Source organism: Corynebacterium sp. HMSC067D03 (assembly GCF_001811185.1).
GTDB lineage: Bacteria > Actinomycetota > Actinomycetes > Mycobacteriales > Mycobacteriaceae > Corynebacterium > Corynebacterium coyleae.
The window spans coordinates 1-646 of record NZ_KV803841.1; the positions used below are offsets into that span (position 1 = coordinate 1).

Consider the following 646-nt stretch of genomic DNA (forward strand, 5'->3'; position numbering starts at 1 on the left):
CAGATACAGGTGGTGACCATGGATGGGTTCACCGGATATGCCACCGCAGTCGAGCAGCAACTACCACAAGCTGACAAAGTCATGGACCCTTTCCATGTGGTGCATCTGGCAGCCGACAAACTCACCAGTTGCCGACAGCGACTCCAACGTGAGACCACCGGGCGCCGCGGACGCAAAGATGACCCACTGTACAAGCATCGGCGCACCCTGTTGACCAGGACGAATTATCTCACCGAGCGGCAAAAGCAACGCTTAGAAATGCTGTGGGCCACCGATGACGACTACGTGTGCCTAGAAGTAACGTGGTTGGTCTACCAAGACATGATCGCAGCGTACGCGCATCCGAAGAAATCGGAAGGCAAAAAGCTCATGGAACGCATCATCCACACCCTGCGTAAAGGATTACCGAAAGGCTTAGAAGAGCTCGCCCAACTGGGACGCACCCTGTGGCGAAGGCGCAAAGATGTGCTCGCCTACTTTGATATCGGTGCATCCAACGGCCCCGTCGAGGCAATCAACGGCAGACTCGAACACCTACGCGGCATCGCCCTAGGATTTAAAAACCTCAACCACTACATCTTGCGATGCCTAATCCACTCCGGACAACTACAGGACAAAATCAACGCACTCTAAAACCGGAAGGGCC

General features: G+C 54.8%; 1 protein-coding gene. It reads left to right on the forward strand.

Annotated elements, in window-relative coordinates:
* Positions 1–633 (forward strand): ISL3 family transposase (locus HMPREF2785_RS09700; protein WP_141750682.1); only part of this gene is annotated, 633 nt, incomplete at its 5' end.
* Positions 634–646: the final 13 nt, after the last annotated feature.